The 23,257-nt window shown below is 72.0% G+C and carries 22 protein-coding genes; 13 read left to right on the top strand and 9 right to left on the bottom strand.

What is annotated here, in order from left to right; translation table 11 throughout:
• The first annotated feature begins 128 nt into the window (after window positions 1–128).
• From LPA27_RS07200 to trxA, 3 genes are all read left to right on the top strand, one after another.
• On the top strand, window positions 129–965 hold the full coding sequence (locus tag LPA27_RS07200; protein ID WP_056905120.1) for a hypothetical protein: 837 nt from the start codon (window positions 129–131) through the stop codon (window positions 963–965).
• A gap of 178 nt (window positions 966–1,143) precedes the next feature.
• Window positions 1,144–2,169 carry a thioredoxin-disulfide reductase gene (gene trxB, locus LPA27_RS07195; protein WP_228942002.1) on the top strand — a complete coding sequence of 342 codons (1,026 nt, stop codon included), beginning with the start codon at window positions 1,144–1,146 and terminating at the stop codon, window positions 2,167–2,169.
• Window positions 2,170–2,254: 85 nt separating this feature from the next.
• Entirely contained in the window at window positions 2,255–2,587 is a 333-nt protein-coding gene (trxA, locus tag LPA27_RS07190; RefSeq protein ID WP_156697989.1) for a thioredoxin, read from the top strand.
• Between the two features lie 30 nt (window positions 2,588–2,617).
• Here the strand turns inward: trxA and LPA27_RS07185 are convergent, their stop codons facing one another.
• On the bottom strand, window positions 2,618–3,307 hold the full coding sequence (locus LPA27_RS07185) for a GNAT family N-acetyltransferase (RefSeq protein WP_228942001.1): 690 nt from the start codon (window positions 3,305–3,307) through the stop codon (window positions 2,618–2,620).
• Between the two features lie 153 nt (window positions 3,308–3,460).
• Here LPA27_RS07185 and LPA27_RS07180 point away from each other — a divergent pair, with 153 nt between their 5' ends.
• Window positions 3,461–4,780 (top strand): PLP-dependent aminotransferase family protein, encoded by a 1,320-nt coding sequence (locus LPA27_RS07180; protein WP_056905117.1) that lies wholly within the window; start codon window positions 3,461–3,463, stop codon window positions 4,778–4,780.
• Window positions 4,780–5,550 (top strand): lysophospholipid acyltransferase family protein, encoded by a 771-nt coding sequence (locus LPA27_RS07175; RefSeq protein WP_319804932.1) that lies wholly within the window; start codon window positions 4,780–4,782, stop codon window positions 5,548–5,550. The genes LPA27_RS07180 and LPA27_RS07175 overlap by 1 nt, the downstream gene beginning before the upstream one ends.
• 100 nt (window positions 5,551–5,650) lie before the next feature.
• Here LPA27_RS07175 and LPA27_RS07170 read toward each other — a convergent pair whose 3' ends face one another.
• The 8 genes from LPA27_RS07170 to rpmH all read right to left on the bottom strand — a co-directional run bounded on the left by LPA27_RS07170 (window position 5,651) and on the right by rpmH (window position 11,008).
• Complete coding sequence (locus LPA27_RS07170) at window positions 5,651–6,700, bottom strand: ParB/RepB/Spo0J family partition protein (protein WP_228942000.1); 1,050 nt, start codon at window positions 6,698–6,700, stop codon at window positions 5,651–5,653.
• Window positions 6,697–7,617 carry a ParA family protein gene (locus LPA27_RS07165; protein ID WP_324251247.1) on the bottom strand — a complete coding sequence of 307 codons (921 nt, stop codon included), beginning with the start codon at window positions 7,615–7,617 and terminating at the stop codon, window positions 6,697–6,699. Before LPA27_RS07165 ends, LPA27_RS07170 begins: the two co-directional genes overlap by 4 nt.
• Window positions 7,618–7,823: 206 nt before the next feature.
• The gene (gene rsmG / locus LPA27_RS19250; RefSeq protein WP_267477193.1) at window positions 7,824–8,519 is read right to left on the bottom strand and encodes a 16S rRNA (guanine(527)-N(7))-methyltransferase RsmG; all 696 of its coding nucleotides are present in this window, start codon (window positions 8,517–8,519) and stop codon (window positions 7,824–7,826) included.
• A 102-nt stretch (window positions 8,520–8,621) separates the two neighbouring features.
• Entirely contained in the window at window positions 8,622–9,077 is a 456-nt protein-coding gene (locus tag LPA27_RS07150) for a protein jag (RefSeq protein ID WP_056865305.1), read from the bottom strand.
• Window positions 9,078–9,241: 164 nt separating this feature from the next.
• Window positions 9,242–10,243 carry a membrane protein insertase YidC gene (gene yidC, locus LPA27_RS07145; protein WP_193661713.1) on the bottom strand — a complete coding sequence of 334 codons (1,002 nt, stop codon included), beginning with the start codon at window positions 10,241–10,243 and terminating at the stop codon, window positions 9,242–9,244.
• Between the two features lie 3 nt (window positions 10,244–10,246).
• Window positions 10,247–10,516 carry a membrane protein insertion efficiency factor YidD gene (gene yidD, locus LPA27_RS07140; RefSeq protein WP_228941998.1) on the bottom strand — a complete coding sequence of 90 codons (270 nt, stop codon included), beginning with the start codon at window positions 10,514–10,516 and terminating at the stop codon, window positions 10,247–10,249.
• Window positions 10,513–10,845 (bottom strand): ribonuclease P protein component, encoded by a 333-nt coding sequence (gene rnpA / locus LPA27_RS07135; RefSeq protein WP_056865108.1) that lies wholly within the window; start codon window positions 10,843–10,845, stop codon window positions 10,513–10,515. The genes yidD and rnpA overlap by 4 nt, the downstream gene beginning before the upstream one ends.
• A 25-nt stretch (window positions 10,846–10,870) precedes the next feature.
• The gene (gene rpmH, locus LPA27_RS07130; RefSeq protein ID WP_056156542.1) at window positions 10,871–11,008 is read right to left on the bottom strand and encodes a 50S ribosomal protein L34; all 138 of its coding nucleotides are present in this window, start codon (window positions 11,006–11,008) and stop codon (window positions 10,871–10,873) included.
• A gap of 555 nt (window positions 11,009–11,563) precedes the next feature.
• Here rpmH and dnaA point away from each other — a divergent pair.
• From dnaA to LPA27_RS07090, 8 genes are all read left to right on the top strand, one after another.
• On the top strand, window positions 11,564–12,997 hold the full coding sequence (gene dnaA / locus LPA27_RS07125; protein WP_416383230.1) for a chromosomal replication initiator protein DnaA: 1,434 nt from the start codon (window positions 11,564–11,566) through the stop codon (window positions 12,995–12,997).
• A gap of 461 nt (window positions 12,998–13,458) precedes the next feature.
• A complete protein-coding gene (dnaN, locus tag LPA27_RS07120) occupies window positions 13,459–14,598 on the top strand; it encodes a DNA polymerase III subunit beta (RefSeq protein ID WP_056865110.1) in 1,140 nt (379 codons plus the stop codon).
• Between the two features lie 58 nt (window positions 14,599–14,656).
• Window positions 14,657–15,574: a phosphogluconate dehydrogenase (NAD(+)-dependent, decarboxylating) gene (gene gnd / locus LPA27_RS07115; RefSeq protein ID WP_193661711.1), complete on the top strand. Its 918-nt coding sequence runs from the start codon at window positions 14,657–14,659 to the stop codon at window positions 15,572–15,574.
• 13 nt (window positions 15,575–15,587) lie between these two features.
• Complete coding sequence (gene recF / locus LPA27_RS07110) at window positions 15,588–16,820, top strand: DNA replication/repair protein RecF (RefSeq protein ID WP_228941997.1); 1,233 nt, start codon at window positions 15,588–15,590, stop codon at window positions 16,818–16,820.
• Window positions 16,813–17,436, top strand: coding sequence for a DUF721 domain-containing protein (locus LPA27_RS07105; protein ID WP_228941996.1), 624 nt, complete (start codon window positions 16,813–16,815; stop codon window positions 17,434–17,436). The genes recF and LPA27_RS07105 overlap by 8 nt, the downstream gene beginning before the upstream one ends.
• A gap of 184 nt (window positions 17,437–17,620) precedes the next feature.
• Window positions 17,621–19,804: a DNA topoisomerase (ATP-hydrolyzing) subunit B gene (gene gyrB, locus LPA27_RS07100; protein ID WP_228941995.1), complete on the top strand. Its 2,184-nt coding sequence runs from the start codon at window positions 17,621–17,623 to the stop codon at window positions 19,802–19,804.
• Between the two features lie 138 nt (window positions 19,805–19,942).
• Complete coding sequence (gene gyrA, locus LPA27_RS07095; protein ID WP_228942018.1) at window positions 19,943–22,618, top strand: DNA gyrase subunit A; 2,676 nt, start codon at window positions 19,943–19,945, stop codon at window positions 22,616–22,618.
• A complete protein-coding gene (locus LPA27_RS07090; RefSeq protein ID WP_056865115.1) occupies window positions 22,618–23,208 on the top strand; it encodes a DUF3566 domain-containing protein in 591 nt (196 codons plus the stop codon). Before gyrA ends, LPA27_RS07090 begins: the two co-directional genes overlap by 1 nt.
• Window positions 23,209–23,257 lie beyond the last annotated feature (49 nt).

Genomic DNA, 23,257 nt, shown 5'->3' with positions numbered 1-23,257 from the left:
TGGACCAGCAGCCCACCCGGACCGACGCCGGCACCGGACCCCCGGCCGGCACGACCAGCACGACCAGCCCCGCACCCACCACCTTCACCACCACCAGCACCAGCACCGGCCCCGAGAGGAGGAGCCCGATGGCCCACGACCCCGACCTCACCCCCGAGCAGCAGCGGGAGGTGACCCGGCGGCTGGCCGACGCCCGCCACACCGAGCCCCTCCCGGTCGACGTGGCCGCGCGGCTCGACCAGGTGCTGGCCCGTCTCGACGCCGGCGAGGACGTCGCCACCTCCCCGGCCCCGATCGACCTCGCCGCCCACCAGGCGCGCCGGCGACGCCGCGTCACCCGGCTCCTCGTGGCCGCCGCGGCGGTCGTCGTGGTCGGTGTCGGCGCCGCCCAGGTCGTCCCCGGGCTCACCCTCGCCGGCTCGGGCGACGCCAACGAGTCCACCGCCGACGTCGGCGCCGAGGCGGCCGGCTCCGCCGGGTCGGGCGCCGACCCGTCCCAGACCGCTCCCGCCACCGAGGACCGGGCCGACGTGGAGTCCGACACCGCGGCCGCCGACGGCTTCCTCGAGTCGGCCCAGCTCGCGGTGCCCGGCGTACGCCGCCTCACCGAGCGCGACTTCACCGGCTCGGTCTCGCGGGTGCGCGACGAGGCCTCCGCCGCCGCCCGCCGCGTCGACGCCTTCGCCGCCGAGGACGACGGCTCCGAGGAGCTGGCCGGTCCGAGCAACGACAGCAGCCTCAACGCCCTCGCCGAGCGGTCGGCGCGGCGGGCCGCCCGCGCCCTCGCGGGATGGGACGTCTGCGAGAGCGCCGACTGGGGGCCCGGCCTGCTGGTGCGCGTGCGCTACGCCGGCGAGCCCGCGGTGCTGGCCTTCCGCAGCCCCGCCGGCGACACCCAGGTCGTCGACCTGCTCCAGTGCGGCACCGCCGAGGTGCTCCGCTCGGTCACCCTCCCCCGGCGCTGAGCCCGCCACCGCCACCACACACCGCCGCCACCACACACCGCCGCGACCCCGCGCCCGGCCACCCTGGCGCGACGGCGCCGGCCCGGGAATGCCGCTCACCTAGGATCGGTTCCACCCGCAGGTGCCATAGCACCCCTTCCCAGGCACCGCCCCCGTCATCCCGAGGAGACTGGACTCCATGTCCGACACCCGCCCAGACGTCACCCGACAGGTCATCATCATCGGCTCGGGTCCCTCCGGCTACACCGCCGCGGTCTACGCCGCGCGCGCGAGCCTGGAGCCCCTGGTCTTCGAGGGCTCGGTCACCGCCGGTGGTGCGCTGATGAACACCACCGAGGTGGAGAACTTCCCCGGCTTCCGCGACGGCATCATGGGCCCGGCGCTGATGGACGAGATGCGCGCCCAGGCCGAGCGCTTCGGTGCCGAGCTGGTCTCCGACGACATCGTCGAGGTCGACCTCACCGGCGACGTCAAGACCGTGCGCACGGCCACCGACACCTACACCGCGCGCTCGGTGATCCTCGCCACCGGCTCGGGCTACCGCAAGCTCGGCATCGCCCGCGAGGACGAGCTGTCGGGCCGGGGCGTCTCGTGGTGCGCGACGTGCGACGGCTTCTTCTTCCGCGAGCAGCACATCGCGGTCGTGGGCGGCGGCGACTCCGCGGTCGAGGAGGCCACCTTCCTGACCCGCTTCGCCTCCAAGGTCTCCCTCATCGTGCGTCGCGACGAGCTGCGCGCCTCCAAGATCATGCAGGAGCGCGCCTTCGCCGACCCCAAGCTCGAGATCGTCTGGAACTCCGCGGTCAAGGAGATCCACGGCGCCGACAAGCTGGAGTCGCTCACCCTCGAGGACACCACCACGGGCGAGACCCGCGCGCTGGAGGCCACCGGCCTCTTCATCGCCATCGGCCACGACCCGCGCTCTGAGCTGCTCACCGGCCAGGTCGACCTCGACGACGAGGGCTACGTGCTCGTCGAGCACCCCTCGACGGCCACCAACATCCCCGGCGTCTTCGCCTGCGGCGACCTGGTCGACCACCACTACCGCCAGGCCATCACCGCGGCCGGCACGGGCTGCGCCGCCGCCCTCGACGCCGAGCGCTACGTCGCCGAGCTCGACCACACCGCGGCCACCCGCGCCGAGGCGCAGGACGCCGTGGCCGGCTCCGCCGCCACCGACGCGGTCAAGACCGCCGGGCTCTGAGCGCCCCCGCGCGGCCGTCGCGGGGAACAACCACCCCGCGCGCCGCGTTCCACCACCACAGACGTCAGCAGAGAGAGTAGGGATCATCGTGGCCAACATCAGTGCCGTCACCGACGCCGAGTTCGAGGCTCAGGTGCTCAAGTCCGACAAGCCGGTCCTCGTGGACTTCTGGGCCGAGTGGTGCGGCCCGTGCCGCCAGGTCGCCCCGATCCTCGACGAGATCGCCACGGCCCACGGCGACAAGATCACCTTCATGAAGATGAATGTCGACGAGAACCCCGTCACGCCCTCGTCCTACCGCGTGACCGGCATCCCGACGATCAACGTCTACCAGGGCGGCGAGGTCGTCAAGACCATCGTCGGCGCCCGCCCCAAGGCGACGCTGCTCAACGAGCTGTCGGACTTCATCAACGCCTGACGCACCGGAGCACCCGCGGTCGCCGCGGGCTCACTCCTCCGTCCCCGGCACCCCTCGTGGGGTGCCGGGGACGCGTGCGTCCGGGCTCGGCGCGCGCGCGGGCGCCGGGCGCACCACCCCGCGCAGCCGCTCCAGCGCCACCTCGACCTCGTCGCGCCACGTCAGCGCCGAGCGCAGGTCCATCCGCATCCGCGGCACCCCGCCGTGGGCGCGGCGGGTGCCGAAGCCCACGCGGCCCAGGAAGTCGGCCGGCAGCAGGCACTGCCGTCCTCGCCGGCCCGGCGCGCCGGGGCCGTCGACGCGGCCGAAGGCCTCGACCGCGCGGTAGCCGCCGCGCTCCACGAGGTCGCGCGCCATCGCCTGCACGAGCAGCCGGCCCAGCCCGGCGCCCGCGTGCGCGGGGTCGACGTACGCCGAGGCGAGCAGGACGGCGTCGGGCGAGACCGGCGAGGTGGGGAAGGCGTCGGCGCTCGGCAGCAGCGCCGGCGGCGCGTAGACCACGTGGCCCACGGGCCGTCCCTCGACGAGCACCACCCGCCCGCAGGAGCCCCAGTCGCGCAGCACGGCCGAGAGCCACGCCCGCTTCTCCTCCCCCGCGTCGCCCTCCAGGTCGACGCGGGCGCGCCGCACCGGGTCGAGCTGCCAGAAGACGCAGTCGCGGCACGGCGCGGCGAGCGCGGCGAGGTGGTCGAGGGTGAGGTGCACGACCTTGCGCGACATGGGACCTCCCGGACTCCCCCGCACCGGGCGGGGCTCGTGGCCGCTCAACCCTGCCTCCACGCCGGCCCGCGTCACGGGCCAGGGCAAAGGTGGCCGACCGAACAGCGATCCGCGCGTGCGCGAGTCGCCTCCATCCTTCATGCTAGAGGGGTCATGGAATCCACGCCTGCGCGCTCACAGTCCCGTCTCGACTCCTACGTCGACCGATACGCCGCGCGCACGGCCGGCATGACCGCCTCGGAGATCCGAGCTCTCTTCGCCGTCGCGTCGCGGCCCGAGGTGGTCTCGCTCGCCGGCGGCATGCCGAACATCTCCGGGCTCCCCCTCGACGTCGTGAGCAGCGCCATCGGCGACCTCGTGACCCAGCAGGGCCCGGTCGCGATGCAGTACGGCTCGGGCCAGGGCGTGCCGGAGCTGCGCGAGCAGATCACCGACGTCATGCGCCTCGAGGGCATCGAGGCCCACCCCGACGACGTCGTGGTCACCGTGGGCTCCCAGCAGGCCGTCGACCTGGTCACGCGCATCTTCTGCGACCCCGGTGACGTCGTGCTGTGCGAGGCCCCCTCCTACGTCGGCGCGCTCGGCGTCTTCAAGGCCTACCAGGCCGACGTCGTGCACGTGGAGATGGACGCCCACGGGCTCGTGCCCGAGGCCCTCGAGCAGGCCATCGCCTCGGTGCAGGCCTCCGGTCGCCGGATCAAGTTCCTCTACACGATCCCCAACTTCCACAACCCCGCCGGCATCACGCTCTCGGCCGAGCGGCGCCCCCGCATCCTCGACATCTGCCGCCGCGAGGGCGTCCTGGTGCTCGAGGACAATCCCTACGGTCTGCTCGGCTTCGACCAGGAGCCGATGCGCGCGCTGCGCGCCGACGAGGCCGAGGGCGTCATCTACCTCGGGTCGTTCTCCAAGACCTTCGCCCCGGGCTTCCGGGTCGGGTGGGCGCTCGCGCCGCACCCGGTGCGCGAGAAACTCGTGCTGGCCCAGGAGTCGGCCACGCTGTGCCCGCCGCAGTTCTCGCAGATGGCGGTGTCGGCGTACCTCGCCAACCACGACTGGCAGGGCCAGATCAAGCAGTTCCGCGAGATGTACCGCGAGCGGCGCGACGCCATGGTCTCGGCGCTCGAGGACCTCATGCCGGCGGCCTGCCAGTGGAACGTCCCCGACGGCGGGTTCTACGTCTGGCTCACCCTCCCCCCGGGCATCGACGCGAAGTCGATGCTCCCCCGCGCCGTGACCGCCCGGGTGGCCTACGTGCCCGGCACCGCCTTCTTCGCCGACGGCTACGGCTCGAGCTCGATGCGGCTGTCCTTCTGCTACCCCACGCCCGAGCGGATCCGTGAGGGCGTGCGCCGCCTCGCCGGCGTGCTCGAGGCCGAGATGGAGCTGCGGGCCACCTTCGGTGCCGCCGCCCCCGAGCGCGGGATCGGTCCCTACCAGGGCTACGACGCGCCCGGGACGGACCTGTCCTGATGGACCTCACCTACCCGCCAATCATCGTCGCGGCCAAGACCGGCTTCAAGCTGCTCGGGCAGCGCTTCGTCATGACGGGCACCGAGCACGTGCCCCGCAGCGGCGGAGTGCTGCTGGCCTACAACCACATCGGCTACGTCGACTTCGTCTACGGCGGCCTGGCCGCCAACCCGTCGGGTCGCCTGGTGCGCTTCATGGCCAAGCGGGAGATCTTCGACCACCGCCTGGGCGGACCGCTGATGCGCTCGCTGCACCACATCGAGGTCGACCGCGGCGAGGGCGTCGCGTCGTTCCGCACCGCCGTCGACCGGCTGCGCGAGGGCGAGGCCGTCGGCATCTTCCCCGAGGCCACGATCTCCCGCTCCATGGAGCTCAAGGAGTTCAAGTCCGGCGCGGTGCGCATCGCCGCCGAGGCGGGCGTGCCGCTGGTGCCCGTCATCATGTGGGGCACCCAGCGGATGATGACCAAGGACCACCCCCGCGACTTCTCCCGCGGCAAGACCATCGCCCTCACCGTCGGCGCCCCCCTGCACCCGACCGGTGCCGACCCCGTGGGCGAGACCGCCGAGCTCCGCTCGGTGATGTCGCGCATGCTCGACGAGACCATCGCGGCCTACCCCGCCGACGAGCAGCCGCCCGGATCGTGGTGGCTCCCCGCCCGTCACGGCGGTTCGGCGCCCACTCCCGAGCGCGCTGAGGAGCTCGACGCGGCCGAGAAGCGCGATCGCGCGGCGCGGCGCGCGGCCAAGCGCGCTCAGAATCGCTCCTGACGAACTCCGGAGCGCCGATCAGACGCCTGTCGTTCCTGATCGCGCTGCACATGGCGCCGTTTGATCGATAGGTTGCTTTGTCGACAAAGCAACCTATCGATCAATTGCTCGACGTCCCGGTGTCCGGGTCCATCAGGTCGATGATCCGCTGCAGGTCCTCCAGCGTCGCGAACTCCACGGTGATCCGGCCCTTGCTCTTGCCCAGGTCGATCTTCACCCTGGTCTCGAGCCGGTCCGCCAGCCGGTCCGACAGGTCGGCCAGACCCGGTGCCGCCGGCTTGCGGCGCCGCACCCGCGGCTCGTCCTCGCCGCCGGTCTCCCCCAGCGCGACGATCTCCTCCAGCGCGCGCACGCTGATGCCCTCGGCCACGACCCGGCTGGCGAGCCGGTCCTGAGCGTCGGCGTCGGCCACGGCGAGCAGCGAGCGGGCGTGGCCCGCGCTCAGCACGCCCGCGGCCACGCGCCGCTGGACCGCCGGGCTCAGCCGCAGCAGCCGCAGCGTGTTGCTGATCTGCGGGCGCGACCGTCCGATCCGCTGCGCCAGCTCGTCGTGGGTGCAGTCGAAGTCCTCGAGGAGCTGGGCGTAGGCCGAGGCCTCCTCGAGCGGGTTGAGCTGGCTGCGGTGGAGATTCTCCAGCAGCGCGTCGCGCAGCATGTCGGTGTCGTCGGTGGAGCGCACGATCGCCGGGATGGTGCCCGTGCCGGCCTGCTGGGAGGCGCGCCAGCGCCGCTCCCCCATCACCAGCTCGTAGGACTCCGGCCCCGTGCGCCGCACCACCACGGGCTGCAGCAGCCCGACCTCGGAGATCGAGTGGACCAGCTCGGCCATCGCCTCCTCGTCGAAGACCTGCCGCGGCTGCGCGTGGTTGGGGTGCACCTGGTCGAGCGGGATCTCGGCGAAGTAGGCGCCCGCCACCGGGGCCAGCTCCTCACCGGTGCTCCCGGGCGCGGGCCGGCGTACGTCGGCCTGCGCGGGCGCCGCGCCGCCCACGGCGTGGGTCGGGGCCGAGCCCTCGGCGGCGCGTCCCGGGCTGGCCCCGTCGAGAGACGTCGAGGCGTCGTCGGCCTCCGCCGCCGGGGCGGAGGTCGGGATGAGCGAGCCCAGGCCGCGTCCGAGGCCCCGACGCGCGGGAGGCCGGGACCCGCTCACAACGCCACCGCCTTCGTCGCGATCTCCCGGGCGGCCTCCAGGTAGCTGAGCGCGCCGGGGGAGCCGGGGTCGTAGGTCATCACGGTCTGGGCGTAGGACGGCGCCTCGGAGACCCGCACCGAGCGGGGGATGTTGGTGCGGAGCACCTGCTCCCCGAAGTGCTCGCGCACCTCGCTGGCCACGCCGGCGGCCAGGCGGGTGCGCGCGTCGTACATGGTGATGAGGATGGTCGAGACCGACAGCTCCGGGTTGAGGTGCTTGCGCACCATGTCGACGGTCTCCAGGAGTTGTCCCAGCCCTTCCAGCGCGTAGTACTCCGCCTGGATCGGGATCATCATCTCGTCCCCGGCGACCAGGGCGTTGAGGGTGAGCAGCCCCAGGGACGGCGGGCAGTCGATGAGCACGTAGTCGATGCGCTCGTCCCCGATCTCCTCGAGGCTGCCGACCAGGGGATGGCCGTGGATGGCCTTGCGCAGCCGGCCCTCGCGCGCCACGACGCTCACGAGCTCGATCTCGGCACCGGCCAGGTCGATGGTCGCCGGCACGACCATGAGTCCCGCCACGTCGGGGCACGCCACGGCGACCTCCGCCAGGGGAGCGCCGTCGACCAGGGCGTCGTAGGTCGACGCGACACCGCGCCGGTGCTCGATGTTCAACGCGGTCGAAGCGTTGCCCTGCGGGTCGAGGTCGACCACCAGCACCTTCTGGCCCAGCTGGGCCAGGGCGGCGGCGACGTTCACCGTGGAGGTGGTCTTCCCGACCCCGCCCTTCTGGTTGGCCACCACGAAGACGCGGGTCTCACGGGGCCGGGGGAGGGCCGGTCCCGTGCGCCGTCCCTCGCGTGCCAGCACCGTGTGCTCGGCCGCGCGGGCCAGGGGAGTGGCGTCGTCGTGCAGCGAGGGCTCGTACGCCGCCATCTCGCCCGCCGTCCTCACCGTGTAGCCCGACGACCCCGCGGCCCCGGGGCCGCTGCTCGCCGGTCCCGTTTCACGTGAAACGGACTGGTCTGACGACGTCGGTACGCCCTGTGGAGAATGGTGTGCCATCTGTGGAGAACTGGCCTCTCTGAGCGTGGAACAGGCGGAATGCAGGGGCGCGTCCCGGTGGATAACTCCGGGGCCCCTCAGCGGGGGCGGCGACCGCCACGACGACGGGCGGGCCCCCCGCGGGCGGGTCTGCGGGGCTCGTCGCGCGTCGGCGCAGGAGGCCAACGTACCGTCGCCGGGTCGGACCAGGCCACCCGGAGGGCCGTGGTCGGGGGATCGACGGTACCGGCCCCCAGCGTGAGCACCTCAGGCTCCGCGCATCCCCAGCGTTGCAGCGCGCCGCGCGCCTCCTCCACCTCGTCGGCCACCGAGGACCCCTTCATCGCCACCAGGGCGCCCTCCGACGCCACCAGGGGCATCGACCATCCCAGCAGCCGCTCCAGCGGCGCCACGGCCCGGGAGGTGACGACGTCGAAGGTCTGCTCGCCATGGAGGTCGTCGGCGCGTCCACGGCGTACGACCACGTTGTCGAGGCCGAGCTCCTCCACCGCCTCGTCGAGGAACGTCGTGCGCCGCAGCAACGGCTCGACCAGGGTCAGCCTCAGGTCGGGCCGTCGCACCGCGAGCACGAGCCCGGGCAGGCCGGCCCCGGACCCGATGTCGCACACCGAGGACCCCGCCGGCAGAGCGTCGGCGAGCACCGCACAGTTGAGGAGGTGCCGGTCCCACAGTCGCGGGACCTCGCGCGGGCCGATCAGCCCCCGGACCACGCCAGCGTCGGCCAGCAGCTCCCAGAGCCGGACGGCCAGGGGAAGGCGGTCGAGCGAGAACACCCTCCCGGCCACGTCGGGCGGGGAGGGTGTTTCACGTGGAACGTCAGCCTCGGACACGCCGGTCCACCGAGGCGGCCCGACCGCGGGCGGGGGAGTGGACCGTCACTCCGGCAGCACCACCACGTACCGCCGCGGCTCGACACCCTCGGACTCCGAGGACAGCCCGGCCTCAGCGACCGCGTCGTGGACGACCTTGCGCTCGAAGGGCGACATCGGCTGCAGCGAGAGACGCTCCCCGGAGTCACGCACCTGCGCCACGCTGTCGGCCGCGAGGGCCTCCAGCTCGGTCCGCTTCTGCGCGCGGAAGCCGGAGATGTCCAGCATGAGACGCGAGCGCTCGCCGGTCTCGCGGTAGACCGCGAGACGGGTCAGCTCCTGCAGGGCGTCGAGCACCTCGCCGCGCTGCCCGACGAGCTGGCTGAGGTCGGCACCGACGATGGAGACCGACGCCCGGTCGCCCTCCACGTCCATGTCGAGGTCGCCGTCGAGGTCGGCGATGTCGAGGAGCTCCTCGAGGTAGTCGGCGGCGATGTCGCCCTCGGCCTCGAGCTCGGCCAGGCGACGCTCGGCGGCCGACGACTCGCTGCCGGGCCCCTGGGCCGCCTGGGCGGTGAGGTCGTGGGTAACCGCCTCCACGCCGGCGACGGTCGAGGTCCGGGCGTCGTCGGTCGAGGCGGCCTGCTCCTCGCCCTCGAGGGCCTCCTGCTGGGCGGACTCCTGCGTCACTTCTTGCCTCCCTGGGTGCCGCCGCCGGGCTTGCTGCCGCCCGACTTGCGCTGCTGCTTCGTGGTCTTCTTGGGCTGCTGCCGCACGGCGGGACGGCGGGGCTCCTCGACGGGTGCCTCCACCTCCTCGACGACCGTGCCGTGCTTCGCAGCCTTGGCCTTGTCGCGGTCCGCCTTGGCCGCGAAGGCCGGCGTGCCGGGCGCGGGGTTGTTGCGGATGACGTAGAACTGCTGACCCATGGTCCACAGGTTGGAGGTGGTCCAGTAGAGGAGCACGCCGATCGGGAAGGCCACGCCGCCGAGGCCGAAGGCGACGGGCAGGACGTAGAGCAGCAACTTCTGCTGCTGGGCGTAGGGGCCCGAGAGGGCGTCGGCAGGCATGTTCTTGCTCATCAGCTGACGCTGGGTGAAGAACGTCGTGGCGGTCATGGCGAGCACCAGGAAGAGCGCCAGGAGCATGACGCTGAGGTCGCCACCGCCCTCGCGCCAGACGCCCGAGCCCCAGAAGCTGTCGGCCAGGGGGATCGACCCGAAGAGCTTCGAGTCACCGAACTGCCGGGCCAGGGTGCTGGTCAGGAAGCCGCGGGCCGTGTAGTCCTTCGCGGCCTCGTTGAGCAGGTGGAACAGGGTGAAGAAGATCGGCATCTGCAGCAGGATCGGCAGGCACGAGGCGAACGGGTTGGTGCCCGTGTCCTTGTAGAGCTTCATCGTCTCCTGCGCGAGACGCTCCCGGTCGTGGCCGTACTTCTTCTGCAGCTCCTTGACCTTGGGCTGGATCAGCTGCATGTTGCGGCTGGACTTGATCTGCTTGACGAACAGCGGGATCAGCGCCGCGCGGATCACCAGCGTCAGACCCACGATCGACAGCGCCCACGAGGCGCCACCGGCCGGGTCGAGGCCCAGGGCCGTGAACAGCTTGTGCCACAGGATCAGCACGCCCGAGATCGCGTAGTAGAGCGGGGTCGCGATGAAGGTGAAGAAGTCGCCGATTGCGCCCACCGATCAGGCTCCTTGCTGGGATGTCGAGACGGGTCCCGCCGAGCGGCGGGTGGGACGGACAGAGGGTGGCACGGGGTCGTAGCCGCCGGCGGCCCACGGGTGGCACCGCGCCACACGACGGGCCGCGAGCCAGCTGCCGCGGACACTGCCGTGCACGGTCACCGCCTCCAGCGCGTAGGCGGAGCACGACGGGTGGTAGCGGCAGACCTGACCGTAGAGCGGGCTCACCACCGCGCGGTAGAGCCGGAGGAAGCCGATGAGCAGGTACTTCACACCATCACCCGCTGGAGGCAACGCTCGAGGTCGGAGCGGAGTTCCGCGCTGGGGGCGCCCGCGGCGGCCGGCAGCGCACGGACCACGAGCACAGCAGCGCCCGGGAGCGTGTCGAGCTGCTCCCGGGCGAGGTGTCGCAGCCGCCGCTTGACGCTGTTGCGCGCCACGGCGTTGCCGACGGCCTTGCTGACGACGAAGCCGACCCGTGCCGGTCCCGCGGCGTCCGGGGTGCTCAGGTGCACCACGAGCGTGCGGCTCCCCGCGCGCCGACCACGCCCCGCGCGTCGGAACGAGTCCGAGTCGCGGAGCCTGTGGTCGCGGGGAAGCACCGGGTGGCCGAGGCCGTCGTCAGGCTCAGACGGCCAGGCTCTTGCGGCCCTTGCGGCGGCGCGAGGAGAGGATCGACCGGCCGGCGCGGGTGCGCATGCGCAGGCGGAACCCGTGCACCTTGTGGCGACGACGGTTGTTCGGCTGGTACGTACGCTTGCTCACGAGCTTCTCTTTCGGTTCAAGGGACTGGCGGTCAACGGCTCTGCGAGCCCGGACCCCGGGGGCGTCCGGCGGACCGGACCCCCGACGCACCTGTCGGCTGGCACCGCCCACCCAGGTCCACTGCTGCACCTGGACATGCGGCACCCGTCGACGCCGGATGACCGGCAAACGGTACGCGTTCGAATTCCACAGGGTCAAACCCTCGGGCGGCCCCAGCCTACGGGGTCGCCCCAGCCTGTGGATGACGTCTTGCTCGCGGCTCGCGCACCGCGTTACGTTCGCGGTCTCCGACGACCCGTGCACCCACGGCTCCGACGAGGTGGCCAGCACCGCCACACCGCGCCGCAGCACCCTCGCATCACCCCTCTGACCTGCGAAGACGCTGGGGGGAGCGGGCGCACCGGGCTCCTCGGCACCACGGCGACGACGAGGTCACGACGGAGTTTCACAACCTGTGGACAAAGGTGTGGAGAAGCAGAGCACCGTGCGGCCCGCCCGGGCCGGGGTCCCCTTCGGAGGACCGAACCAGAAGGTCAACCAGAAGGCGGCAAGGACGTGGACCAAGACGTGGACCAGACGCCCCCGGAGCTCGGCCCGGCCTGGCGGTCGGTGGTGGCGGACCTGCAGCCCAACCAGCGCGCCTGGCTCAACGCCAGCGAGCCGGTGACCCTCCACGGCAACACGGCGATCATCGCGGTGCCCAACGACTTCACGCGCGGGCAGCTCGAGGGCCGACTGCGCGGTCAGCTGGAGGACGCCCTCACGGTCTCCTTCGGCCGGGAGATCCGCATCGCGGTGACGGTGAACCCCCAGCTCGAGGACGAGCCCCGCCCCACCAGTCCCGACCCGACCCCGGTCGAGTCCATTGATCGACATGTCGACATAGACACACGGCGCGCCGAGCCCGCCCCCGTCGCGGAGCAGGCGGGCAGCCGCCAGACGAGCGCGCTGGAGACCCGGCTCAACCCCAAGTACACCTTCGAGACGTTCGTCATCGGCTCGTCCAACCGCTTCCCCCACGCGGCGGCCGTCGCTGTCGCCGAGGCTCCCGGCAAGGCCTACAACCCCCTGCTGGTCTACGGCGACTCCGGGCTGGGCAAGACCCACCTGCTCCACGCCATCGGCCACTACGTGCGCTCGCTCTACACCGGCGCCAAGGTCCGCTACGTGTCGAGCGAGGAGTTCACCAACGAGTTCATCAACGCGATCCGCGACGACCGGCAGGACCGCTTCAAGCGGCGCTACCGCGACGTCGACGTTCTGCTGATCGACGACATCCAGTTCCTGGAGGGCAAGACCCAGACCCAGGAGGAGTTCTTCCACACGTTCAACACCCTCCACAACGCCAACAAGCAGATCGTGCTGACCTCCGACCGCGCGCCCAAGCGGCTCGAGGCGCTCGAGGACCGGCTGCGCAACCGCTTCGAGTGGGGGCTGATCACCGACGTCCAGCCCCCCGACCTCGAGACGCGCATCGCGATCCTGCGCAAGAAGGCCGCCATGGACCGCCTGACCGCGCCGCCGGACGTGCTGGAGTTCATCGCCTCGAAGATCCAGACCAACATCCGCGAGCTCGAGGGCGCGCTGATCCGGGTGACGGCCTTCGCCAACCTCAACCGCCAGGAGGTCGACATGACCCTGGCCGAGATCGTGCTGAAGGACCTGATCCCCGAGGGCGGGGAGCCCGAGATCACCGCGGCGCTGATCATCGCCCAGACGGCGGCGTACTTCGGTCTGTCCATCGAGGAGCTCACCGGCCCCTCACGCGGTCGGCACCTCGTCATGGCCCGCCAGATCGCGATGTACCTGTGCCGCGAGCTCACCGATCTGTCGCTGCCGAAGATCGGCGCGCAGTTCGGCAACCGCGACCACACCACGGTGATGTACGCCGATCGCAAGATCAACCAGCTGCTGGCCGAGCGCCGGGCCGTCTTCAACCAGGTCAGCGAGCTCACCAACCGCGTGAAGATGCAGGCCCGTCAGGTCTGATCGACTCGTCGCCACCTCGTCGGTGCGCGGGTGAACTACACCGTTGTGTGATGTGGAGCCGCCTGTGCGCCGGCCCCGGATCGCCGGGAGAGGCTGTGGACGAGCGGTGGACGGAGCTCACGGGCCGCCCACGACTGCACACCGGCCCTTGTGGTTCCACGGCGTCCTGCACAGGGCCTGTGAGCGAGCGCCACGCGGCCTGACCTGCACAGACGCCGGCTGTCCACAGATTCCACCGCTGCTATGACTCCTCCGTACCTCCAGACGACCAGATCCTCCGTGAACATGTTCCGACCCCCCTGCCTGTGCACAACTCGCTCGCCCGGCGCCTGCGACGGACCGAGGAGCGCAGGGCGAGCACCCGGTGCACGGAGCACGACAGGACGCACCGGACTCCCAGCGGCCGGGACGACGTGGCAGGATCAGCCCCCCAGAGCCCAGCCGCACCCGAAGGACACACCGTGAAGTTCCGCGTCGAACGCGACGTGCTCGCCGATGCCGTCGCCTGGGCTGCCCGCAGCCTGCCGGTCCGTCCGAGCGTCCCCGTCCTCGCCGGCCTGCTGATCGAGACCGACGACGAGGGCCTGGTGCTCTCGACCTTCGACTACGAGACCTCGGCCCGCGCCACGCTCAAGGCCGACGTGACCACCGAGGGCCGCGCCCTGGTCAGCGGCCGGCTGCTCGCCGACATCTGCCGCAGCCTGCCGGCCAAGCCGGTCGAGATGGTGCTCGACGGCTCACGGGTGTCCCTCACCTGCGGCTCGGCCCGCTTCAGCCTCCAGACCATGCCGGTGGCCGACTACCCGTCGCTGCCCGACATGCCCGCGGCGACCGGCACGGTGCAGAGCGACGTCTTCGCCCACTCGGTGGCCCAGGCCGTCACGGCGGCCGGGCGCGACGACATGCTCCCGGTGCTGACCGGCGTGCGGCTCGAGATCGACGGCTCGAGCATCTCGCTGCTGGCCACCGACCGCTTCCGCCTCTCCCAGCGCGAGCTGGGCTGGGACCCCCGCACCCCCGACGAGACCCTCGCGGCGCTGGTGCCGGCGAAGGTGCTCGGCGACACCGCCAAGTCGCTGACCGCCGGCAGCGAGGTCGTCATCGCGCTGGCCGCCAGCGGCAGCGGCGAGGGCATCATCGGCTTCGAGGGCGCGGCGCCGGGCGGGGTGCGGCGTACGACGACGCGACTGCTCGACGGTGAGTTCCCCAAGGTCCGCAGCCTCTTCCCCAGCGAGCACCTCACCGTGGCCAAGGTCGACAAGGCGGCGCTGATCGAGTCGGTCAAGCGCGTCTCGCTCGTCGCCGAGCGCAACACCGCCGTGCAGCTGGCCTTCAGCGACGGTGTGCTCACCCTCGACGCCGGGTCGGGCGACGAGGCGCAGGCCTCGGAGTCGATCGAGGCCCAGATCGAGGGCGACGACATCACGACCGGCTTCAACCCCCAGTTCCTGCTCGACGGGCTGAGCGCCATCGACGAGCCGATCGTCGAGCTGGCCTTCACCCAGGCCGCCAAGCCGGTCGTCATCAGCGGGTCGCCGGCCGAGGCGGGCACCGACACCGGCTTCCGCTACCTGCTCATGCCGCGCCGCCTGCTCTCCTGACCCACCACTCCTCGGCCCCCGCCGGGGCCCACCCCTGCCCGCGCACCCGGAGGTACTCATGGACATCGGACTCGTCGGACTCGGGAAGATGGGCGGCAACATGCGCTCGCGCCTGCGGGAGGCCGGCCACACCGTCGTCGGCTACGACCGCAACCCCGACCTGGCCGACGCCGACAGCCTGGCCTCGATGGTCGAGCAGCTGCCCTCGCCGAAGGTCGTGTGGGTGATGGTGCCCGCGGGCGACCCCACCCGCGAGACCGTCGCGGCCCTGGGGGAGCTGCTCGGCGAGGGCGACCTGGTCGTCGACGGCGGCAACTCCAAGTGGACCGACGACCAGGCCAACGCCGCGATGCTCGCCGAGAAGGGCGTCGGCTTCGTCGACTGCGGCGTCTCCGGCGGTGTGTGGGGCCTGCAGAACGGCTACGCCCTGATGTGCGGCGGCTCCGACGAGGACGTCGCCAAGGTCCAGCCGGCCCTCGACGCCCTCAAGCCCGCCGAGGGCGGGTTCGTCCACGCCGGCCGGAAGCCCGGCGCGGGCCACTTCGCCAAGATGGTCCACAACGGCATCGAGTACGCCATGATGCAGAGCTACGCCGAGGGCTGGGAGCTGCTGGAGAAGGTCGACCTCGTCGAGGACGTCCCGGCCGTGTTCGACTCCTGGCGCTCCGGCACCGTCATCCGCTCGTGGCTCCTCGACCTGCTCGTGGCGGCCATCGAGGACGACACCCACCTCGACCAGCTCCGCGGCTACGCCGACGACTCCGGCGAGGGCCGGTGGACGGTCGAGGCGGCCATCGACAACGCCGTACCGATGAACGTCATCGCCGCCTCGCTCTTCGCCCGGTTCACCTCGCGCCAGGACGACAGCCCGGCGATGAAGGCGATCGCGGCGATGCGCAACCAGTTCGGCGGTCACGCCGTGCACACCGAGGCCCCCGTCGGCGGCGACGCCAACCCCGACGTCCGCGGCGGCTAGGCCCGGCCGCCGGGTGTACGTCTCCCACCTCACCCTCCACGACTTCCGTTCCTACCCCGCGGCCGACGTCGCGCTCGAGCCGGGCGTCACGGCCTTCATCGGCCGCAACGGCCAGGGCAAGACCAACCTGGTCGAGGCGATCGACTACCTCTCGCGCCTGGCCTCCCACCGGGTGGCCAGCGACGCCCCGCTGATCCGGGCCGGCGCGGAGCAGGCGATCGTGCGGGCCGCCGTCGTGCGCGACGGGCGCACGGCGGTGCTCGAGGTCGAGCTCAACCCCGGCAGGAGCAACCGCGCCCGGATCAACCGCTCCCCGCTGCCGCGGGCCCGCGACCTGGTCGGTCTGGTGCGCACCGTGGTCTTCTCGCCGGAGGACCTCACGCTGGTCAAGGGCGACCCGTCGGACCGGCGCAAGTTCCTCGACGACCTGCTCGTGCTGCGCACCCCGCGCCTGGCCGGGGTCCGCTCCGACTACGACCGGGTGCTGCGCCAGCGCAACTCGCTGCTCAAGACCGCGGGCGCCGCGCGCCGCGGCAGCTCGGCGCAGGAGGGCGCGCTGTCGACGCTCGGCGTCTGGGACTCCCACCTGGCCACGACCGGCGCCGAGCTGCTCGCCGAGCGGCTGGCGCTGGTCGAGCAGCTGCGGCCCTACGTCGGCTCCGCCTACGCGACCGTCGCGCGGGGCGCGCGCCGCGACGACGCCGACATCGAGTACCGCCCCAGCCTCGAGCTCGGCGGTGCCCGCACCCAGCCCGAGCTGGCCGAGGCGCTGCTGGCCGAGGTGGAGCGGCGTCGCAAGGACGAGCTCGACCGCGGCATCTCGCTGGTGGGACCCCACCGCGACGAGCTGCTGCTCACAATCGGCCACGGCGCCGGGCCCTCGGCCGATGCGGCGGCCGAGGCCGACGCCGACCCCGGCGCCGGTGACGGCGAGGAGGCCCCGACCAACGGCGGGCCGCGGCTGCCGGTGAAGGGCTACGCCTCCCACGGCGAGTCGTGGTCGTTCGCGCTGGCGCTGCGCCTGGCCTCCTACGACCTGTTGCGCTCCGACGGCGACGACCCGATCCTGATCCTGGACGACGTCTTCGCCGAGCTCGACACCGAGCGGCGGGCGCAGCTCGCCGAGCTGGTCGCGGGGGCCGAGCAGGTCCTGGTGACCGCGGCCGTCGCCGCCGACGTGCCCGCCGCGCTGGCCGGGGCGAGGTTCCTGGTGGGGGAGGGGAAGGTACGCCGCGACGATGACTGATCCCACCGACCCCACCGACCCCACCGAACCCGCTGACGCCCGCGGACCCGACCGCCCCGAGCGGCCCGCCGGGCCCGCCGCCTCCGACGGCCCGACCGCGGCGGAGCCCGACGAGCAGCCGGAGCACCGCCCCGACGGGCTGGAGCTGGCCCGGGCGATCGCACGGGCCACGGCCGGCACGACGTCGGCGGCGCGCCGCCGCAAGCCGCGCCGCGACCGCGGCGGCGGCGGTCGGGTCAGCGGCTCGCACCCCGACGACCGCGACCCCCAGCTGCTCGACGCCACGCTGGCGCGGCTCGTGGGCGACCACGGCTGGGAGCTCGACCTGCGGGTGCACGGCGTCTTCGGGCGCTGGCCCGAGCTGGTCGGCCAGGAGGTCTCCTCGCACTGCACGCCGGAGTCGTTCGCCGACGGGCGCCTGGTCGTGCGCACCGACTCCACCGCCTGGGCCACCCAGCTCAAGCTGCTGGCGCCGACGCTGGTGCGCCGGCTCAACGAGGAGCTGGGCCACGGCACGGTCGTGGTGATCGAGGTGCTCGGCCCCCACGGGCCAACGTGGAAGAAGGGCCCGCGCTCGGTGCGCGACGGTCGCGGCCCGCGCGACACCTACGGCTGACCCGCGGCCGCGTCGCGCCTGCGCCGCTCGGCGCCCCACGGAGCGGCTCCGGCGTACCCGTCCCTGTCCGACCCCCTCCCGTGCGCTCCACGAGGCCCTCAGGGAGCGCTCAGGGCGGTTTTTTCCACAGTGAGGACCCCCGGCTGGGGACGCCTGCGTGAGCAGAGGCCCTCAGCGGGCTATCATGGGCATCTGGGTCGCCTCGCGCGACCCTGCTCATGTCACGCTCCTCGCGGAGCCGGAGTCTGAAGAGGTGGACGTGTCCGAGGACAACCAGGCAGAGATCCCGGAGACGACAGCCCCCCAGCCGCCCAACGGCGTCGAGTACGACGCCTCCGCGATCCAGGTCCTCGAGGGCCTCGAGGCCGTGCGCAAGCGCCCGGGCATGTACATCGGCTCCACCGGCGTGCGCGGCCTGCACCACCTGATCTGGGAGATCGTCGACAACGCGGTCGACGAGTCGCTCGCGGGCTACTGCGACCGGATCGTCGTGACGCTGACCGACGACGGCGCCATCCGGGTCGAGGACAACGGGCGCGGCATCCCCACCGACACCGCCCCGGGCCAGGAGATGCCGGCGGTCACGATGGCGCTGACCATGCTCCACGCCGGCGGCAAGTTCGGCGGGGGCGGCTACAAGGTCTCCGGTGGTCTGCACGGCGTCGGCGTCTCCGTGGTCAACGCCCTGTCGACCCACCTGGTCGTCGAGGTGCGCAACCGCGGCCACCTGTGGCGCCAGTCCTTCACCATCGGGGTGCCCGACGGCCCGCTCGAGCAGGTCCGCGCGATGGAGCCCGGCGAGCGGACCGGCACGACGGTCACCTACTGGGCCTCGCCGGAGATCTTCGAGACCACGGAGTACTCCCTCGAGACCATCTCCGCCCGCTTCCGCGAGATGGCCTTCCTCAACAAGGGCCTCGAGATCGTCTTGCGCGACGAGCGGCCCGCGGCGAGTGAGGTCGCCGACGCGGTCGAGGACAACACCGTCGACCCCGACGACGAGGGCGGCATCGACGACGCCGGCCACGACGCGATCAAGCGCGGCGACGCCGGCGGCCTGGAGCAGGTCTTCAAGTACGACCGCGGCCTGGTCGACTACGTCGAGCACCTCAACCGCCGCAAGACCGCCGCCAACCCGACGGTGATCTCCTTCGAGGCCGAGACCCCGGAGTCGGTGGAGAACCACATGTCGCTCGAGGTCGCGATGCAGTGGAACACCAGCTTCACCGAGTCGGTCCACACCTTCGCCAACACCATCAACACCCACGAGGGCGGCACCCACGAGGAGGGCTTCCGAGCGGCGCTGACCGGGCTGGTCAACACGTGGGGCTTCGAGTGGGGCCTGATGAAGAAGCAGGAGGACCGCGTCTCCGGCGACGACATCCGCGAGGGCCTCACCGCGATCATCTCGATCAAGATGGGCGAGCCGCAGTTCGAGGGCCAGACCAAGACCAAGCTCGGCAACACCGAGGCCAAGGGCTTCGTCCAGCGCCTGATGAACGAGCAGCTCGGCGACTGGCTGGAGAAGAACCCCGCCGAGGGCAAGGACATCGTGCGCAAGGCCCAGGCCGCGCAGTCGGCCCGCCTCGCCGCCCGCAAGGCGCGCGACCTGGCCCGCAACCGCAAGGGCCTGCTCGGCGGCGGCGGCCTGCCCGGCAAGCTCTCGGACTGCCAGTCGACCAACCCCGCGGAGTGCGAGGTCTTCATCGTCGAGGGCGACTCGGCCGGCGGCTCGGCCCGTCAGGGCCGCGACCCGCGCATCCAGGCGATCCTCCCGATCCGCGGCAAGATCCTCAACGTCGAGAAGGCCCGCATCGACAAGGTGCTGGGCAACACCGAGGTGCAGTCGATCATCTCCGCCCTGGGCACCGGCATCCAGGAGGAGTACGACCCGGCCAAGCTGCGCTACCACAAGGTCGTGCTGATGGCCGACGCCGACGTCGACGGCCACCACATCAACACGCTGCTGCTGACGCTGCTCTTCCGCTTCATGCGCCCCCTCATCGAGGGCGGCTACGTCTACATGGCCCAGCCCCCGCTCTACCGCCTGCGGTGGAACAAGCCGGCCGAGCACGAGTTCGTCTACTCCGACGCCGAGCGCGACGCGCTGCTGCGCGAGGGCCAGGCCGCGGGCAAGAAGCTGCCCAAGGAGAACCCGGTCCAGCGCTACAAGGGCCTCGGCGAGATGAACGCCAAGGAGCTGTGGGAGACCACCATGGATCCCGACCAGCGGCTGATGCTGCAGGTCACCCTCGACGACGCCGCCCACGCCGACGAGATCTTCTCGATCCTCATGGGCGAGGACGTCGAGCAGCGGCGCTCCTTCATCCAGCGCAACGCCAAGGACGTCCGATTCCTGGATATCTAGCTCTCTCGCGAGATCGCTAGATTCCGGTAGAACCGACCAGAGAGACCGAGACACGTGACCCAGACCCCGACCGACGGCACCCCTCCCTCCGACGGAGCACCCGGGGGGCGCATCGAGCCCGTCGAGCTGCAGACCTCGATGCAGCGCGCCTACATCGACTACGCCATGGCCGTCATCGTCGGGCGCGCGCTGCCCGACGTGCGCGACGGCCTCAAGCCGGTGCACCGCCGCGTGCTCTACGCGATGTTCGACGGCGGCTACCGCCCCGACCGCGGCTTCTCGAAGTGCTCGCGCGTGGTCGGCGACGTCATGGGTCAGTACCACCCCCACGGCGACACCGCGATCTACGACACCCTGGTGCGCCTCGCGCAGCCGTGGGTGATGCGCGCCCCGCTCATCAACGGCCAGGGCAACTTCGGCTCGCCGGGCAACGACTCCGCCGCGGCCATGCGGTACACCGAGTGCCGGATGGCGCCGCTGGCCATGGAGATGGTCCGTGACATCGAGAAGGAGACCGTCGACTTCCAGCCCAACTACGACGGTCGCTCGCAGGAGCCCGTCGTCCTGCCCTCGCGCATCCCCAACCTGCTGGTCAACGGCTCGGCCGGCATCGCCGTCGGCATGGCCACCAACATCCCGCCGCACAACCTGCGCGAGGTCGCCGCCGGCGCCCGCTGGGCCCTCGAGCACCCCGACGCCAGCCGCGAGGAGCTCCAGGACGCCCTGATCGAGCGGATCAAGGGCCCCGACTTCCCCAACGGCGCGCTCATCACCGGCCGTCAGGGCATCGAGCAGGCCTACCGCACCGGTCGCGGCTCGATCACCCAGCGCGCGGTGATCGAGGTCGACGAGGACGCCAAGGGCCGCACCTGCCTGGTGGTCACCGAGCTGCCGTACATGGTCAACCCCGACAACCTCGCGCTGAAGATCGCCGAGCTCGCCGACTCCGGCAAGGTCCAGGGCATCTCCGACGTCCGCGACGACACCTCCGACCGCACTGGTCAGCGGCTCGTGGTCGTGCTCAAGCGCGACGCCGTGGCCCGCGTCGTGCTCAACAACCTGCTCAAGCACACCGAGCTGCAGACCAACTTCAGCGCCAACATGCTGGCCCTGGTGGACGGCGTGCCGCGCACCCTGAGCATCGACCAGTTCATCAGCAACTGGGTCGAGCACCAGGTCGAGGTCATCCGCAGGCGCACCGAGTACCTCCTGCGCGAGGCCGAGCGGCGCGCCCACATCCTGCGCGGCCTGGCCAAGGCCCTCGACCAGCTCGACGAGGTCATCGCGCTCATCCGCCGCTCGCCCGAGGTCGCCGATGCGCGCGACGGGCTGATGGAGCTGCTCGAGATCGACGACGTGCAGGCCATGGCGATCCTCGACCTCCAGCTGCGCCGCCTGGCCGCGCTGGAGCGGCAGAAGATCATCGACGAGCTGGCCGAGATCGAGCTGACCATCGCCGACCTCCAGGACATCCTGGCCAACGTCACCCGACAGCGTCAGATCGTCTCCGACGAGCTGGGCGAGATCGTGGAGAAGTACGGCGACGACCGGCGCACCCAGATCATCGCGGCCGACGGCGACCTGTCGATGGAGGACCTGATCCCCGACGAGGAGCTCGTCGTCTCCATCACCCGCGGTGGCTACGCCAAGCGCACCCAGCGGGCGCAGTACCGCACCCAGAAGCGTGGCGGCAAGGGCGTGCGCGGCGCCACGCTGCGCGGCGACGACGTCGTCGAGCACTTCATCGCCACCTCCAACCACCACTGGCTGCTCTTCTTCACCACCGCCGGCCGGGTCTACCGCACCAAGGCCTACAACCTGCCCGAGGCCTCCCGCGACGCCAAGGGCGGCCACGTGGCCGGCCTGCTGTCGTTCCAGCCCGACGAGTCGATCGCCCAGGTGCTCGCGATCCGCGACTACGACCAGGCCGACTACCTCGTCCTGGCGACCCGCAGCGGGCTGGTGAAGAAGACCCGCCTCGGCGACTACAACAGCCCGCGCCAGGCCGGCGTCATCGCGATCAACTTCCGCGAGGACGACGACGAGCTGATCGGCGCCGAGCTGGTGGGCTCCGAGGACGACATCCTCCTGGTCTCCCGCAAGGGCCAGTCGATCCGCTTCCGCGCCGACGACACCCAGCTGCGCCCGATGGGCCGCGCGACCTCGGGCGTCTCGGGCATGAAGTTCCGCGACGGCGACTCGCTGCTGTCGATGTCGGTCATCCGTGCGGCGCAGGTGGCCGCCGAGATGGCCGCGGGCCTCGACACCGAGACGGACCTGGACGCCCCCGACGTGGAGGCCTCCCCGGAGCAGGTGGAGGAGGTCAAGCCGCAGTACGTCTTCACCATCACCGACGGGGGCTTCGCCAAGCGCACCCGGATCTCGGAGTACCGCCTGCAGTCGCGCGGCGGCATCGGCATCAAGGCGATGTCGCTGGCCAACGAGGACCGCGGCGGCCTGGTCGGTGCGTTCATCGTCGAGGACGGCGACGAGATCATGGCCATCACCCAGAGCGGCCAGGTCGTGCGCAGCCCTGTCAACGAGGAGTTCCGCCCCACGGGCCGCTCCACGATGGGCGTGAAGTTCGTCGGCCCGAAGGCCGGTGACGCGGTCGCCGTGGTGGCCCGCTCGGTCGAGGCCAAGGTGGAGGAGCAGGTCGAGGAGTCGGCCGATGCAGACGCGGATGCAACAATCGAAGGCGGTGACGCGTCGCAGGACGTGAGCGCCACCGCTGATGATGTCGCCGACGCCGCTGTCGACGGCGCCGCCGACGAGACCACCTCCGTGACCGATGACGGAGAGGGCGAGGACTGATGACCGACCGACCCGCCGAGCGGGGCGCCACCCGCACCGATCCCCAGCCCGGGGGCAGCGCCTCCGGCGCGAGGGCCGCCGACGACCCCGACGCCACCGCCACGCGGCCGGCGCTGACCGACCGGGTGCAGTCGGCCTTCTCCTCGATGACGCAAGAGAAGAAGGCCAAGGCGACGGGCACCACCGTCACCCCGGCGGCCGGCGGCGCTCCCTCCCGGGGCCCGCGCCGGGCGCGCCTGCGGCTGACCCGCATCGACCCCTGGTCGGTGATGAAGACGTCGTTCCTGCTGGCCATCGCCTTCGCCGTCGTCACCGTCGTCTCGGTGCTCATGGTCTGGTCGGTGCTCGGCGCCGCCGGCGTGTGGGACTCCATCAACGAGACCGTGCGCAACATGATCGGCGGCCAGGAGGCCGGCGACTTCGACGTCGAGAACTACGTCGGCACCTCCCGCGTCCTGGGCTTCACGATGCTGGTGGCCGCCATCGACGTCGTGCTGATCACCGCCGTCGCCACCCTCGGCGCGTTCCTCTACAACATGGCCGCCGCGCTGCTCGGCGGCATCGAGGTCACCCTCTCCGAGGACAACTGACACCTCGCGGCGCCGCGGCCGGACCACCGGCCGCGGCCCGTTTTGTCCC

Origin of the sequence: Nocardioides sp. Leaf374, from assembly GCF_916862475.1 — a bacterium.
GTDB lineage: Bacteria > Actinomycetota > Actinomycetes > Propionibacteriales > Nocardioidaceae > Nocardioides > Nocardioides kribbensis.
The sequence above is the reverse complement of the archived record's forward strand: the minus strand, read 5'-3'. Positions and strand labels throughout refer to the sequence as shown.

Bases quoted from the DNA above. Each gene is read 5' to 3' on its own strand.
- LPA27_RS07090 (WP_056865115.1), top strand. From the start codon at position 22,618: ATGACCGACCGACCCGCCGAGCGGGGCGCCACCCGCACCGATCCCCAG.
- LPA27_RS07185 (WP_228942001.1), bottom strand. From the start codon at position 3,307: ATGTCGCGCAAGGTCGTGCACCTCACCCTCGACCACCTCGCCGCGCTC.
- trxB (WP_228942002.1), top strand. From the start codon at position 1,144: ATGTCCGACACCCGCCCAGACGTCACCCGACAGGTCATCATCATCGGC.
- LPA27_RS07175 (WP_319804932.1), top strand. From the start codon at position 4,780: ATGGACCTCACCTACCCGCCAATCATCGTCGCGGCCAAGACCGGCTTC.
- LPA27_RS07200 (WP_056905120.1), top strand. From the start codon at position 129: ATGGCCCACGACCCCGACCTCACCCCCGAGCAGCAGCGGGAGGTGACC.
- LPA27_RS07180 (WP_056905117.1), top strand. From the start codon at position 3,461: ATGGAATCCACGCCTGCGCGCTCACAGTCCCGTCTCGACTCCTACGTC.
- LPA27_RS07165 (WP_324251247.1), bottom strand. From the start codon at position 7,617: ATGGCGGCGTACGAGCCCTCGCTGCACGACGACGCCACTCCCCTGGCC.
- LPA27_RS07105 (WP_228941996.1), top strand. From the start codon at position 16,813: ATGACTGATCCCACCGACCCCACCGACCCCACCGAACCCGCTGACGCC.
- gyrB (WP_228941995.1), top strand. From the start codon at position 17,621: ATGGGCATCTGGGTCGCCTCGCGCGACCCTGCTCATGTCACGCTCCTC.
- gyrA (WP_228942018.1), top strand. From the start codon at position 19,943: ATGCAGCGCGCCTACATCGACTACGCCATGGCCGTCATCGTCGGGCGC.
- gnd (WP_193661711.1), top strand. From the start codon at position 14,657: ATGGACATCGGACTCGTCGGACTCGGGAAGATGGGCGGCAACATGCGC.